The organism is Mycobacterium paraffinicum (genome assembly GCF_001907675.1).
GTDB classification, from domain to species: Bacteria; Actinomycetota; Actinomycetes; order Mycobacteriales; family Mycobacteriaceae; genus Mycobacterium; species Mycobacterium paraffinicum_A.
This window is the reverse complement of record NZ_MPNT01000012.1, coordinates 90286-103492: the sequence shown is the minus strand read 5'-3', so window position 1 is coordinate 103492 and position 13207 is coordinate 90286. Positions and strand designations below refer to the sequence as shown.

Below are 13207 nucleotides of genomic sequence, written 5' to 3'. Positions count from 1 at the left end.
CCGATGACCACCACCCAAAAGCCCGGTGCTGACGCGGGGGCGAGCGAAGCGACCGGGGATGATCTGGCCGCCGAAGAGGGCCGCATCACCGACGAGGACATCGAACGCGCCAAAGGGCAGATCGGAATTCCCGTTCACCAGCGCGACGAAGCGTGGCACAAGCTGCCGTCAGCCGATGCCATCACGCACTTCGCGTTCGGCTGCGGTGACGACAACCCGCTGTTCTACGATCCGGCCTACGGACCGACCACGCGCTGGCACGGACAGATCGCATCGCCGACCTTCCCGATAGCGACGGGCCTGGACCAAACCCCGAAATTCACCGACCCGGAGCGAAAGAAGCTGTTTCGCGGTCTGTTTCGCGGGACCGGGAAGTACTACTCGGGGGTGAAGTGGACGTGGTACCGCCCGATCTACGCGGGTCGGCCGGTGCTCGCGGAGAACTACACGCTCGACGTTCAGGTGAAGGACAGCGAATTCTCCGGTGGGCGTTCGGTCAAGGAGACTTACCGCTACCTCTACGTCGACATCGATGGCAACCCGATCGCGACCCGCGACGAGTCCTACATCAACGCCGAGCGTCACGGTTCGAAGAAGTCCGGCAAGCTCAAAGACATACAACGCAAGCACTGGACTCCCGAGGAATTCGCCCAAGTCGAGGAAGAGTACGAGGCAGAACGACGGCGAGGCGCCGATCCGCAATGGTGGGAGGACATCTCGGTCGGCGACGAACTTCCCGGAATCATCAAGGGGCCGTTGACCGTCGTCGACATCATCTCGATGCACATGGGGTGGGGCTGGGGCGGTTACGGCGTGGGGCCATTGAAGTTTGCCCACCAACTGCGCAAGCGGATGCCCGCCTTCTACCAGCCCGATGAATATGGCGTCCCCGATGTCGTGCAACGACTGCACTGGGATGCCGCACGCGCTCAGGCCCTGGGTATTCCGGCGCCCTACGACTACGGACAGATGCGCGCAGCATGGGTGAGCCATTTGATCACCAACTGGATCGGCGACGACGGTTGGCTGGCCGAAATGGACCTGCAGCTGCGTGGCTTCAACTACCACGGCGACGTGCACCGGTGCACCGGCACGGTCACCGCGAAGGGTGACGGGCCCGATGACTTAGTGTCATTGGACGTCTTCGCCACCAGCCAGCGGAACGAAACCACCACACGGGGCACCGCCAAGGTGTTGCTGCCGTCGAAGACTTCCGGTGCGGTGGTGCTGCCGATCCCGGACGCCGACCTGCGAAGGCGGGGCGCGCAGGTCGTGTCGCGAGTGTCTGGCAAAGTCGGTGAAGAGATGCGACGACTGTATGGAGAGTGAGACCACCACATGAAAAGACTCGTTCTGGAGCCCGAGCACGAGGCGTTCCGCGAGACGGTCCGGCAGTTCATCGAACGTGAGCTGGTGCCCAACGCCGAGAAGTGGGAGAGTGACCGCATCGTCGACCGCTCGGCGTTCGTCGCCGCCGGCAAGTACGGCCTGATCGGTTTCAACATGCCCGAGCAATACGGCGGCGGGGGAGTCGACGACTTCCGGTTCAACGCCGTGATCGACGAGGAGATCGCCCGCTACGGGGGGCCGTCGCCGTCGCTGAGCTTGCAGAACGACGTTGTCGGCCCGTACTTCTCGTCACTGGCCAACGACGAACAGAAGGAGCGCTGGCTGCCGGGCATCATCAGCGGCGAATTGATTGTCGCTGTCGCGATGACCGAGCCTGGCGCTGGCAGCGACCTGGCCGGTATCCGCACCTCGGCCGTCCGCGATGGCGACGACTGGATCATCAACGGCGCCAAAACATTCATCTCCTCGGGTATCAACGCCGACCTGGTGGTGGTGGTGTGTCGTACCGACCCCGACGCCGGCCACAAGGGCTTCACGCTGCTGGTGGTCGAGGCGGGCATGGAGGGTTTCAGCCGCGGACGCAAGCTCGAGAAGATGGGATTGCACTACCAGGACACCGCCGAGCTGGCCTTCGAAAACGTGCGGGTGCCGTCGGCGAACCTGCTGGGCAAGGAGGGACGCGGCTTTTATCATCTGATGCACAACCTCCCGTCGGAGCGGCTGTCCATCGCCATCTCAGCGATCGCCGGTGCGCGCGAGACCTGGCGGCAGACATTGCAATACGCCAAGGACCGCAAAGCCTTCGGCCAGCCGATCGGCAGTTTCCAGCACAACCGGTTCCTGTTGGCCGAGATGGACACCGAGCTCGAAATCGGCGAGCAGTACATCGACCGTTGCCTGCAGGCTGTGGTCGACGGTGAACTGACGGCGGTCGAGGCGTCGAAAGCCAAGTGGTGGTGCACCGAGACCGCGAAGAAGGTCATCGATGGCTGCGTGCAGCTGCACGGCGGATACGGCTATATGACGGAATACCGGGTTGCACGCGACTACCTGGACAACCGCATCATGACGATCTTCGGCGGCACCACCGAGATCATGAAAGACATCATCGGCCGCGACTTGGGCTTGTGAACCCGTTGTCGTGAATGGCATCTCGGTCGATCGCGACGACACTGTGCTGCGGATCCGGCTGGACCGGCCGGAGAAGCTCAACGCCGTCGACACACCGATGCTCGACGAGTTGTCGGCGCACATCCGCGGCGCCGGGTCGGATGACTCAGTCCGCGCGGTGCTGCTCACCGGCGCCGGCCGAGCGTTCTGTTCCGGTGGCGACCTCACCGGTGGTGATACCGCAGGCGCCGCCGAAGCCGCGAACCGGGTCGTGCGGGCGATCGTCGGGCTGCCCAAGCCCGTGGTTGCCGGCGTCAACGGCGCTGCAGTGGGCTTCGGATGCCCTCTCGCGCTGGCCTGTGATCTGGTGGTGGCCGCACCCTCGGCATACTTTCAGTTGGCCTTCACCCGGGTCGGGCTGATGCCGGACGGCGGTGCGTCCGCGCTGCTGCCAGGACTGATCGGGCGAGCACGCACGGCGCGCATGGCGATGACGGCTGAGAAAGTTTCCGCGGCAACGGCATTCGAGTGGGGAATGATCTCCTATTTGACTGGCGAAGACGACTACCAGTCTGTGCTGGCCGACGTTCTGCGGTCGGTCTCCGGCGGTCCGACGTTGGCGTTTGGCTGGACCAAGCGCGCGTTGGCCGCAGCGACGCTCGGCGCACTCGAGCCGGTGCAAGCGATCGAAGCCGAGGGGCAGTTGGCGTTAATCGAATCTGCTGACTTCAAAGAAGGTGCGCGCGCCTTTCGGGAACGACGGCACCCCGAGTTTGGCGGACATTGATGCAAGGAGAACCGACGTGACGACCAAGAAGGTACGAGTCGACGGCTTGGACATCGAATACACCGACGGCGGAACGGGTCCGACGATCCTGTTCGTGCACGGCGTCTACGTTACCGGCGCAGTGTGGAACGACGTCGTGGCTGAACTGGGGGACGGCTTCCGCTGCATCACCCCCACTTGGCCGCTGGGAGCCCACCGCACGGCCACCGACGGTGCCGACCTCGGCGCTGAGGCGGCCGCCCGTCGCATCGTCCACTTCATGGAAGTCCTCGATCTGACCGACGTCACTGTGGTGGCCAACGACACCGGCGGCGGCCTGGTGCTGGCGTCGCTAGGTGATCCAACGCTGGACACATCCCGGATCGCCCGCTTGGTGCTCACCAATTGCGACAGCTACGAACACTTTCCGCCTGGCTCGTTCGCGCAGATCGTCAAGCTGTGCCGTTTCAGCACCGCGCTGGGTGGTGCCGTTGTACGCATGCTGGCCAGCGGACCAGGGCAGGCATTCTTCCTCAAGGCGGTGTGCAAGCACCCCCCCGCTCCTGAGCGGCAGCGGGAGATCTTCGGAGCCTTTGGCACCAGCGCGGCGGCCCGCCGCGACGCCGTCACGGTGACCGCCTCATTGGACCCGGTTCTCACACTGCGCGCCGCGCCGGCGATCGAAGCTTTCGACCGACCCGTCACCTTGGCGTGGGGCACCGAGGATCAGCTGTTTCCCCTGGGTCACGCTCGACGACTACGCGACGCGTTCCCGCATGCCACGTTGATCGAGATCCCCGACTGCTCAGCCTTTGTCATGATTGATGCGCCCCGGAAACTTGCAGCAGCGATCCGCAACGGATGACCGCCTGCAATGAACGTGCCGCCACGCTCACTCGGAGCGACGCAAGAGGTCGGCGAAATCGGTCAGTGCCTCAATCGCCGTCGTCACCGCGCCCCGGACCTCCATGGTCCGCGAAATGTGTGCACCGCCCAAGCCTTTCGGCGCGGCCAGCCCAGGGACGATGAAATGGCGAAAGCGACGCCGAACCTCGTCGACGGACCTATCGATCTCCTCGGCGGCGAGGTACGTCTGCTCCACCAGAAAGTCGACCATTTCGTCGGTGTCGATGTCGGTGCGTATCTGGCCGCTACGTTGGCCGTCGTCCAGCACCGGACCCATCACATCCATGGCAACCTGGTGCACCCGAGGGTCGTGCACGCTGGCTGCACCCCGGGCGATCAGAGCGGAAATCGACGGATCTGACGGTAATTCCTGAGCCGTATACACAAGAGCGGCTTCCAGTTTGGCGAAGACACCGGTCTTCGGAGCCATCAGCGCCTCTACCGCCGCTACGTGTCGGCGCGCTCGCAGCAGCGCGACCTGCACCAGCATCTCCGAGACGCTGCCGAGTTGGCGGAATGCGGTGGCTCGGGAGACGCCCGCATTCTTGGCGACCACGTCCATCTGCACGGCATTGATGCCGCAGGCGGTGATCTCTGCGTCCGCGGCGCGGATCAACCGATCCTTGACGCTGCCCTTTTCGTCGAGGGTCGTCACCAAAGGGGCGGCCTTAGGTGATGGCACCGGCGATCTTCAATTCGATGAGGCGCTCGTCGTCCACCCCGAGTTCGCGGAGGACGTCGTCGGTGTGTTCGGCGAACTGGGGGGCGCGTTGCAGTTCGGCAGGGTCGTCGTCGAACCGCACCGGATTTGCCACCAAGTGTTGCGGATTTCCCTCGACGTCAACGATGTGGGCGATCCGACCGTTGGCGGTCAGTCCTTCGTCGTGGGCCAATTCCCAGGCGTCCTGGACCGGTGCCCACTGTCCGGTGCCCCGGCTCAGTACCTCCTTGCACTCGGCGAAAGTCAGCTTTGCGATGGCGTCGTGGACGATGCCGTAGGCGAGATCAGCGTGCTCGGCCATCGCCTGCAGTGATTCGAACCGCGGGTCCTCGATGTATTGGTCCAGGCCCATCAGCCGGCAGAACTCCGGCCAGTACCGGGTGGGCTGCAGCATCGACAGCTGGACGAACCTCCCGTCTGAGGTGCGGTAGGCGCCGGTCAGAGGATTGCCCGGAGCTTGGGTGCGGCGCTCGATCTTCGGTAGCGGTCCGCCCATCAACATCGCCATGTTGACGCTGAACTGGGTAGCCCAAGCGCCGACCGCGAGCAGGGAGACGTCGAGCACCGAGGCCTCACCGGTGACGTGCCGGCCGTACAGTGCCGCTGCCACACCCCCGGCGATGGTGATGCCGCCGATGTTGTCGCCGTAGGCGCCTGCGGGCATGAACGCCGACTGATCGGCATCTGGTGGATTGAGTCCGTCGGCGCTGCCGCCGCGGGCCCAGAACGCTGTCGCGTCATAGGCGCCCGCGTCGCGGTCGGGTCCGTTCATGCCGAATCCGCTGCCCGCCACGTAGATGATGTCGGGGTTGACCTTTCGGACGTCGGCGACGTCGATGTGCAGCTTCGTCCGTGCTGAAGGGAGGTAGTTGGTGAGGAAGACGTCACTGCGGCGGATCAACTCGTCGAACTCTGGGCGCACGTCGGCGTTGTCCAGTGCCATTCCGACGCTGCGTTTTCCGCGATTGGGCGCTTCCATGATCGGCGCGAAGGTCGATCCTGGTTTGGTGGCCGCCGCGCCGAGCACCTTGACCAACCCCCGTTGGGCATCGCCGGTCACGGGATGCTCGATCTTGATAACCTCGGCACCCCAGTCGGCGAGTACGGCTCCGGCGGAGGGGACGTAGGTGAACTGCGCGACCTCAAGCACGCGAACTCCGTCGAGCGGCTTGCGCATCAGATGTCCCAGACCAGCGGAAGGCTTTCCAGTCCCAGCTGGCTGCCGCTTTCGAGCATCTGTGCGTCCGGAGCCACCCGGTAGTTAGGGATCCGCTTGTGCCATTCCTCCAGGGCAATTCTGAGTTCCTGACGGGCCAGGTGTGAGCCGAGGCATCGGTGCGGGCCAGCGCCGAACCCGATGTGGTTGTTCGGTTTACGGGTGATGTCCACCGACGTCGCGTCGGTGAAGGCGGCATCGTCGCGGGTCGCCGCGGCCAGCGGGATGTTCACCATGTCACCGGCCTTCATCGGGCAGCCCTGAATGTCGATGTCCCGCATAACCTTGCGGGCGGGGATCACGATCGCGTAGGCACGGACGAACTCCTCGACCGCGGTGGGGATGACGGCCGGCTCGTTCACGATCCTGTGCCGGTCGTCGTCGTTGCGGGCCAGATGAAGAAACATCCAGCCAAGAGTGACCGAGACGGTGTCCAAGCCCGCCATGAACATCAGCAGGCAGAAGGACAACAGATCCTGGTCGGTGACCGGCTCGCCGTCGATCTCGTAGGTCAGGGCCTTGCTGACGATGTCGTCGCGCGGTTCTTCGCGACGCTCGGCAATGACCGTTGTGAACCGGCCCATCACCGACATCATCGCGGTCATTTGCGTGCGCAGCTTCTCCTCGTCGCTACCGCCGGCGTGCAAGATGTCGTGTTCCCATGCAAGGAACTCGTCGAGTTCCTCGACAGGCAGTCCCATCATTTCCAGAAAGATCGTGGTCGGGAAGCGGGCGGCGAAGTCGGCCATGAAGTCGCAGGAGCCGCGACTGGCGAGGCCGTCGATGAGGTCGATCGCGCGCTGGCGCACCGTGGACTCGAGCTTCTCGACTGCGCCAGGGGAGAACAGCGGACCTAGCTGGCGCCGCCACTGCCTGTGCTCCTCCCCGTCCAGCATCTCCGGTATCCACTTGATCGGTGGATTCGGATCCAGCGCGGTAACCACGCTGTTGGAGAAGGCCTCCGGGTTCTGCATGATCTGCAGGATTCCCTCGTAGTTGCAGACCGTCCAGAAGCCAGGCCCAAATTCGTTTCGGTACCAAGGAAACTGAGCGCGCAGCTCATCGTATTTAGCGAACCACGTTCCCTCGGGCTCAGTGGTGGTGTAGTCGAAGGTGACGACCGGCACCGTCGCCGCCTGCTCGCTCGTTGTCACGTTTCCTCCGAGGTCCTGCGATTATCGTTGATTGATGGCGCATTCCTGCGACTGGACGAGTCGAGAGTATCAGGCGCAGTGGTGCTGGGCGAGACCCAGGTCACAGCTGGCTCGACGTTGGGTCGGCCATCGGATCGGCACAGTCCAGAACGTTGCTGAGCCCGGTGCTGGATGTGTTTTCGTTGCGAACGTGTCCCACAGGGCCAATTCGGCCGCCAATCATCCTCGGTCAGTCCTGTTTTGGCCTCACTGGAGTGGCGAGCTCGCCGCCCAGTGAGGGCCGACGCCAACGGTACATGGTTTACTTAGTAAGATACGTTGCTGCAAAACGACAGCAGTGCCGCTGGCGACGTGCGATGCCACAAGCGGTCGAGCTGCGACGGTCGCAATTGATCGGATGGCGACAGGGCGAGCCCGTCACCGGGTGGAGGAATCACAGTGGATTGGCCGATGAAAGACGTGCCGGAGGATGACTCGATCGATCCGGATGCGCCCTTCGCGAACCAGCCGAGTGAACGACCTGCTCTCGGGCCGGAAATGATGGACCGTCGCTACCGGTGCGACGCGGCGGCCTTCTCGGTCGGTTCTCGCGATGGCACTATCGGCCGGGTCGATTCCGTCCGCAGCAGCTGGGAAAAGTTGAAGAGACGGCAACCCCGCGAGTTGGCAATCCTCATCGACAGGGCCGCCGCTGTGCGGCTGTGGCTCGACAGAAACGGGTCGGAGCCGCGTGTCATCCTCGAAGATCTCGAAACGGGCGATTACGTGTCGCTGAACGCCGTCGAGTTGTCCGACCTGATCATTGACCGCCAAGAGCACGAGGAGTAGCGCACCCATTCGAACCGGCTCGGCGATCGAGCGTAATGAGGCCGAGCCGGTCGCGGACGCTGCATTCCCAAATGCGCAGTAGCGTAAGCGCATTGACGTACATGTCGTGCGTGCCGGTGGCGCGAGCCCAGTCGGCGCTGTGGTCCGGTCAACAGCTCGCGTTCGTCAGTCCAGATCCAACACCACCCGACAGCCAGCCAGAAAAGTCATCGTCGCCTCCTACCTGCGGACGGCTGGCGCCGACCTCGGTACCATCAATGCGCCGTCCACCCGCCGTCCACGGTCAGCACCTGCCCGGTCATGTATGTCGAGGCCCGCGACGCCAGATACAGGAGGGCTCCGTCGAGCTCGTCGGGTTCACCCATTCGTCCCATCGGGCACCCCGTGCGCAGATAGCGCCGGCTTGCTTCGTCCTCCATCATCGGAGCCGAGCTTTCGCTGGGGAAGAAGCCCGGCGCCAGAGCGTTGACCCGTATTCCATGTCGTGCCCATTGGCATGCGAGGTCACGGGTGAGGCTGACCAGGGCTCCCTTCGAGGAGCTGTACGAGGCGTCCGGGATCGGCCAGGCGGCGACGAGACCGAGGATCGAGGAGACGTTGATGATCGAGCCACTTCCCGTGGCGATCATCGGCACGGCGGCCAGCCTGGCCAGATGGAAGGCGCCGACCAGATTGACCTCCAAGGTGCGCCGGAAGGCATCGATAGGTTCCTCAACCGCTGGTTGGGGGGAGCCGAAGCCGGCATTGTTCACAACGATGTCGAGCCGGCCGTAGCGCTGCATCGTCTGCGGGACGATCTCCTCGACTGCGGAGTCGTCGGCTAGATCGGCGGTGACCGGGAGCACGCGATCGAGTTCGGCCGCGAGCGCGGCGAGTCGATCCGAGCGCCGGGCCACGGCGACGACCGAGGCACCCGCGGCGTGCAGCACACGGACGAACCGGTCGCCGAGCCCGCTGGACGCTCCGGTCACGACGGCAACCTGGCCGCTCAGATCGAAGAGCTCGCCGGGAGTCTGCAGAGACGTCACGCGGACCTCCATGTCGGGCATTGCCACCACTGCGACGCGTCCGGCAGCCGGACTCGGTGCCAGACGGGATTGATCTCGACGGATCGCACTTATCAAACCTAGTTGACCATATACTCAGCCACGTGGATGGCCTGTCGGGGAAAGAGGCGTTGGTTGTCTGGCGGGGGTCAGCGCATGACTGACCGGCGCGGCGCTCCGCCGGCGCGTACCTGGATCATCGCAGCGGCAGAGCTCGTCGGCGCACTCGTGCTGGCCCGCATCTTGGTCTGGACCGACCGCCCTGCCGGGCACCGCCATGAGCAGGGCATGGCACCGACGCACGGTATGGCGCCGATGTCAGACGTGCCGAAACCGTCTGCGCCACATCTGCATTGGACGTGGCCGGTGCTCACCGTCGGTGTGCTGGCCGTAGCCGCGTTCATCTGGTGGGTGTTGCGCCGACAAATCATCGTCACCGTGGTGGGCGCCGCCGCCGCCATTATTTGCATGGCGTCTCACCCAGTTCGTGTGCTTGCTGCGCAGTCGCATTTGGTCGGCATGATTGTTCTCGAGGTGCAGTTGGTTGCGGTCCCGCTCTGGATACTCACGGTCCTGCCGTCCGCCGCAGATACGGGGCGCACCGGTTGCCGCCGTGCTGGTTGGATCTTGTTGAGCGGGGGATCGGCGCTGGCTTACGCGGCACTGCTCATCGCGATCCACCTTCCGGGAGGACATCACCACGGAGGGGCAAGGAATGTCGTGCCGTTGTGGCTCGCCATTGGCGCATCGATGATCGGCATAGCGTATTGGTTTGGCGTGCTTCGGACAGCCGCAGTCCTTCCGTTGAAGATTCGTCGCATCTCGTTACTCGCAGCGCAAGAAATCGCCGCGCTCGTCGGGCTGCTGTCCGTATTCGGTGCGTGGGGCGGCCCGGGCGCCGCTGGCCCGCTGAAGATTTCGGTCGCCTGGGATCAAGCGCTCGGCGGGCTCGTCATGCTGGTGACGTGTGCAGCGGTGGCCATTCCGATCTCCCGGGCTCTGCACACCGAATAGGTCAGAAGACAGGCGCCGTCTCGGCTTAATTCGCTTCAAAGTCTGCTATCTCCTGGGGATCCCAGATTCGATACCGGTGGTACATGCGGCGCCGTTGCGGATAGGCACTGCCAAGGACGCTGATCTGGGGGGTCAGGTCGTGGACCAGCGCACCGGGGCGATACATACCTTCGCTGTCAGGTCCGACGCCCCACCTCGGTGGTGACGTTGCCGATCGCAGGTCCATGCGGAGCTGGTTATCGGCGATCAGCCGGCTGAGGATCTCAGTAAAGGTCCACGGAGTGTTGAGCACCCATGAGTGGTAGGCCTCGGGCAGCGTCACCAACAACGCTCCACTACGGCTTGCGGCATCGACTGCGGACGCGAGAGGGACGATCTTGTCCTGCTCGCCGTGGAAGATGACGGTCCGAGTGTTGGCGCTATGCAGTGCCTTCAGCGCGGTCGCGCTGTCGTCAGCCCGGGCGATTGCTCTCGCCGCGGATGCGAACGTCGCCGGATGGGCGGCCGTGTTGAAGAACAGCTTGCTCAGCATGCGCATGTAGCGGACCTGATCGCGACGGCGTAAACCCACCCGGTCGACGATTGTGTCGCCGACCGCCGCGGCCAGCGCAGCGCCGGTCCGCATCGGTGATGCGATGCGCACCCGCGACGCGTCAAAGGCCGCGCCGATCGCGGGATCGATGAGGACCACCGCGAGCGCGCGTTCCGGGTGCCGCGCTGCCAGTTCTGCGGCGGTGCGACCGCCCATGCTGTGACCGACGAGAACGGCCCGCTTGATACCGAGCCGTTCCATAATCTGTTCCGTGACTGCAATTCGGTGAGCGAACGTGTGCTCACCAACCCTGGGCGCGAACGTCTCCCCGTGCCCCGGCGCATCGATGGCCACTACCAGAAATCCCAGCTGGGGAAGCCGGCTGAGCAGCTTCATGTACACGCGCCGGTTCATCCCGATCCCATGGAAGAACATCAAGGGGACACCGTGGCCACCGACCGAAACTCCAACGCGCCGGCCGTCACCGAGTTCAAGGAGGTGATGTGCGAACCTGATTCGGGAGCCCGGAGGCACCGGCGTCCATCCTGTGGCCGCCATCACCATTCGGACATCTCAATTTGGGACATCACTTTCACTGTCGGTGCAGCCAGCGTTGTATTAGTCTGGGCCGAAGGCCGCCGATACAGTCGGCGCATCTGCGTGTTACCTGAGATCCCGCGCAAGGCAACCCTTCTCGGTGGTTGTCGAAGCGAAGGCGCGACTCGCCTCAGAACCGTGGCGCGACAGGACAGAAAGGAGACACCGGTGGTCAATGCGTTCCGCGACGCGCTGATTCGTCGACTCGTCACCAACGCGGCGACAATCGCAGGCGGGTTTCCCTGGGGTCTGGTGCTCATGCCATGGCGGCAATTGCTGGACGGCCCAGATTTCGTCGGCTGCGCACCCGTAGAGTCGGCCGCTAACGGTAATTCAGCTTTAGATGGCGCTTGGCGTGTTGCCAATACCGCGGCTCCTTTGTGGGTGTGGTGGACGGACTCGCCGAGCACTAACTCTTGACCTTATTGCGTTGTGCGACAGTAGCTTTCGTCTCGCGGCGGGCGGCGAGACCGGTGAGTTGGTCCGAACCTTGGGCTGGAGCGTCCAGCAGCTCCGCCAGATGCCGATGCACGCCCTCGACGATTGTTTCCGGGTCCGGAATGAGGTCGGCCAGCGCAGTGAACCCGAAATCGAGGCTGTCGCCGTAGCTGAGGCAGTGGATGAATAGACCGATGCCTGCTCCCACCATGGTCCGTCCGTACATGTGAGTGATCTCGGCCCCTGCGATATAGAGCTTGTCCCTCGGCCCGGGAATGTTGGACACCACGAAGTTCGCGATGGGCGGGACGGCTTCGATGGCCGGAGAATTCACCAGCTGACCCAATGCCAGCCATGCCCCGGTTGGCAGCGCGTCGATCAGCCTCATCACCTGGCTGACGGTGCCGGTGGGTTTGCGACTGGTGCGCGTCGCGCTGGCCCTGGAGCTGGCGCGTGCCGGCTTACGTTTGGCTGTCAAAGCGGAAACCGTGCGGAGGCGTTCTACCGGGTCGGCGATATCGGGTATCGGCACCATCATGAACGCGAAGTGGTTGCCGCTGGCGGATTCGGCGGCCTCATCGCGAATGTTCACCGGCCCAGCGATGCGCAACGGCTCGCCGGGCAACTCGTCAAGGTCCCGAAGATAGTCTGCAACGGCGGCGCTCGTGATCGACAGCACGACGTCGTTGAGCGTCACCCCGAACCGATCCTTGGCCCGCTTCACTTCCGACATCGACAGGGACGCGACGGCAAGCGAACGTTTGGAGCTAGAGGTCAACCGGTTCAGCAAGTTTCGGGAACCGGCGGGGGAAGGCCCGGTGGGCGCCCGCTTCTCCCGAGGCGATGGTTCGTCCACCTCGGGCTTGGCCGCGGGTCGGCCCGCCGAAGAGGCGCGGGACACCAGGCCCTTCAACAGCGGGACGGCGATCGGAACCGAGCGCTGAACAAGCTTGACGGGTGTGATCATCTGATCCGGAACGGAACGGAGCAGCATCTCCACTTGAGACGGCACCCGCTCCCCGTTGACTTTGTAGGCTGCGAGGTCAGGATCCATCGCCAGTGGTGCCGTATCGAATAGCTCACTCAGCATCTCGGTGCCGCCGACGCCGTCGATCGCGGCGTGATGCAAGCGGAGCAGGATCGCCGCTGACCCGTCGGCAAGCCCATCGACGTAGTACATCTGCCAGAGCGGACGGCTTCGGTCCAGTGGTTCATCGGCGAGGGATACGGCCAGCTCGCACAACGCCGACAGATCGTACGGGGCGGGGGCGCCGAGGTGCTTGAGGTGGCGGTCGATGGTGAATTTCGGATCGACGATCCAGTGTTCATGGCCGGCGCCGAAGGGTGCAGAAACCGTACGACGGGTGAACACCGGGATCTTGGGTAGTCGCGCAGCCATCTCGGCGCGGAACCTGGCAAAATCGTGCCCGTCGGGTGCGGTGGACGGGTCCAGCATCAGGATGCCAAACATGTCCATCGGCAACCTCGCTGTCTCGACATTGATGAACATCCGGTCGAGCCCATTCATC

General features: G+C 64.1%; 12 protein-coding genes. 6 read left to right on the top strand and 6 right to left on the bottom strand.

Annotation, left to right across the window (positions count from 1 at the left end; genetic code table 11):
* Positions 1-3: 3 nt before the first annotated feature.
* The 4 genes from BRW65_RS14975 to BRW65_RS14960 are packed head-to-tail and all read left to right on the top strand — an operon-like array spanning position 4 to position 4091.
* On the top strand, positions 4-1329 hold the full coding sequence (locus BRW65_RS14975) for an FAS1-like dehydratase domain-containing protein (RefSeq protein WP_073875814.1): 1326 nt from the start codon (positions 4-6) through the stop codon (positions 1327-1329).
* Between the two features lie 9 nt (positions 1330-1338).
* Positions 1339-2481, top strand: coding sequence for an acyl-CoA dehydrogenase family protein (locus tag BRW65_RS14970; RefSeq protein WP_036473762.1), 1143 nt, complete (start codon positions 1339-1341; stop codon positions 2479-2481).
* Positions 2482-2491: 10 nt separating this feature from the next.
* A complete protein-coding gene (locus BRW65_RS14965; protein WP_073875812.1) occupies positions 2492-3247 on the top strand; it encodes an enoyl-CoA hydratase in 756 nt (251 codons plus the stop codon).
* A gap of 46 nt (positions 3248-3293) precedes the next feature.
* Complete coding sequence (locus tag BRW65_RS14960; protein ID WP_023860665.1) at positions 3294-4091, top strand: alpha/beta fold hydrolase; 798 nt, start codon at positions 3294-3296, stop codon at positions 4089-4091.
* Positions 4092-4118: 27 nt separating this feature from the next.
* Here BRW65_RS14960 and BRW65_RS14955 read toward each other — a convergent pair whose 3' ends face one another.
* From BRW65_RS14955 to BRW65_RS14945, 3 genes are read right to left on the bottom strand one after another with little or no spacing between them, the layout of a single operon-like run.
* Complete coding sequence (locus tag BRW65_RS14955) at positions 4119-4748, bottom strand: TetR/AcrR family transcriptional regulator (RefSeq protein ID WP_244168096.1); 630 nt, start codon at positions 4746-4748, stop codon at positions 4119-4121.
* A gap of 52 nt (positions 4749-4800) precedes the next feature.
* Entirely contained in the window at positions 4801-6030 is a 1230-nt protein-coding gene (locus BRW65_RS14950; protein ID WP_023860667.1) for a CaiB/BaiF CoA transferase family protein, read from the bottom strand.
* On the bottom strand, positions 6030-7223 hold the full coding sequence (locus BRW65_RS14945) for a cytochrome P450 (protein ID WP_073875808.1): 1194 nt from the start codon (positions 7221-7223) through the stop codon (positions 6030-6032). The genes BRW65_RS14950 and BRW65_RS14945 overlap by 1 nt, the downstream gene beginning before the upstream one ends.
* 450 nt (positions 7224-7673) lie before the next feature.
* On the opposite strand from BRW65_RS14945, the gene BRW65_RS14940 reads away from it, so the two are divergent.
* Positions 7674-8051 (top strand): hypothetical protein, encoded by a 378-nt coding sequence (locus BRW65_RS14940; protein WP_073875806.1) that lies wholly within the window; start codon positions 7674-7676, stop codon positions 8049-8051.
* A 254-nt stretch (positions 8052-8305) separates the two neighbouring features.
* Here the strand turns inward: BRW65_RS14940 and BRW65_RS14935 are convergent, their stop codons facing one another.
* Positions 8306-9079, bottom strand: coding sequence for an SDR family NAD(P)-dependent oxidoreductase (locus BRW65_RS14935; RefSeq protein ID WP_330981754.1), 774 nt, complete (start codon positions 9077-9079; stop codon positions 8306-8308).
* A gap of 174 nt (positions 9080-9253) precedes the next feature.
* On the opposite strand from BRW65_RS14935, the gene BRW65_RS14930 reads away from it, so the two are divergent.
* On the top strand, positions 9254-10111 hold the full coding sequence (locus BRW65_RS14930) for a hypothetical protein (protein WP_073875804.1): 858 nt from the start codon (positions 9254-9256) through the stop codon (positions 10109-10111).
* Between the two features lie 25 nt (positions 10112-10136).
* On the opposite strand, the gene BRW65_RS14925 is transcribed toward BRW65_RS14930, so the two are convergent.
* Both BRW65_RS14925 and BRW65_RS14920 read right to left on the bottom strand, forming a co-directional pair.
* Positions 10137-11207 carry an alpha/beta fold hydrolase gene (locus BRW65_RS14925; protein WP_073875802.1) on the bottom strand — a complete coding sequence of 357 codons (1071 nt, stop codon included), beginning with the start codon at positions 11205-11207 and terminating at the stop codon, positions 10137-10139.
* 442 nt (positions 11208-11649) lie between these two features.
* Positions 11650-13206 carry a wax ester/triacylglycerol synthase family O-acyltransferase gene (locus BRW65_RS14920; RefSeq protein ID WP_073875800.1) on the bottom strand — a complete coding sequence of 519 codons (1557 nt, stop codon included), beginning with the start codon at positions 13204-13206 and terminating at the stop codon, positions 11650-11652.
* Between the last annotated feature and the right edge of the window lies 1 nt (position 13207).

Excerpts from the sequence above, each read along its gene's own strand:
- BRW65_RS14975 (WP_073875814.1), top strand. The coding sequence starts at position 4 with ATGACCACCACCCAAAAGCCCGGTGCTGACGCGGGGGCGAGCGAAGCG.
- BRW65_RS14970 (WP_036473762.1), top strand. The coding sequence starts at position 1,339 with ATGAAAAGACTCGTTCTGGAGCCCGAGCACGAGGCGTTCCGCGAGACG.
- BRW65_RS14950 (WP_023860667.1), bottom strand. The coding sequence starts at position 6,030 with ATGCGCAAGCCGCTCGACGGAGTTCGCGTGCTTGAGGTCGCGCAGTTC.
- BRW65_RS14940 (WP_073875806.1), top strand. The coding sequence starts at position 7,674 with ATGAAAGACGTGCCGGAGGATGACTCGATCGATCCGGATGCGCCCTTC.
- BRW65_RS14930 (WP_073875804.1), top strand. The coding sequence starts at position 9,254 with ATGACTGACCGGCGCGGCGCTCCGCCGGCGCGTACCTGGATCATCGCA.
- BRW65_RS14925 (WP_073875802.1), bottom strand. The coding sequence starts at position 11,207 with ATGGTGATGGCGGCCACAGGATGGACGCCGGTGCCTCCGGGCTCCCGA.
- BRW65_RS14920 (WP_073875800.1), bottom strand. The coding sequence starts at position 13,206 with ATGAATGGGCTCGACCGGATGTTCATCAATGTCGAGACAGCGAGGTTG.